Annotated in this window: 1 pseudogene; it reads right to left on the bottom strand. The window is 42.8% G+C overall.

From position 1 onward, the window contains the following. A pseudogene (locus tag JHD74_RS25980) lies at positions 1-304 on the bottom strand (integrase); the annotation flags it as partial. Positions 305-572 lie beyond the last annotated feature (268 nt).

The following is a 572-nucleotide window of genomic DNA, read 5'->3' as shown; positions in this document are numbered from 1 at the left end:
AGCTTAATCAATGCAGCAACTGCTTCTCTTGTCCCTTTGGTTACTCAAACTGGACAGGGCTACCGGTCTTTTGTTGTAATACAGTTACTCTGCTTGAAACAGAACCGCTATATGCAACATCCGATACTTTAAGCTTAACCTGATCGCAGCCCCGAAGCTTACTATCCAAAGCCATGTTGAACAGAGCCAAATCGCGCGTTTTACCTTTCAGCTCAAGTCTGATGCGGATCCCCCAGACTTGGGATATCTGAAGCGGCTTTTTTGGGCCGATGATACGATTTTTGTTCCACGGTGACGTGTTCATAATCAAACCTCCTGAGGTGTGGGAGATTTGATTATGGCGTCCCTCAAGAGCGATTAGCGGAAGTTAATGTTACTGTACCAAACACCGTGAGGTTATCTAAAATGATTCTACAGAGTCTGGTATACTTGTATCGATTATGCACAATAATGGATAGTGGCTAAAAGGAAAATCTAATGACAAATAAAGTTCAGCAACGATTTGATGACTTAAAAGAACTCTCCGATAGAGTCAGTAGCAGTAGTCATACGGAACACTCTCAGTTTACTGG

The organism is Serratia sp. ASV30, assembly GCF_016428815.1.
Taxonomy (GTDB): domain Bacteria; phylum Pseudomonadota; class Gammaproteobacteria; order Enterobacterales; family Enterobacteriaceae; genus Chania; species Chania fonticola_C.
Note: the sequence above shows the minus strand (reverse complement) of the source record. Positions and strands in the feature narration are given on the sequence as shown.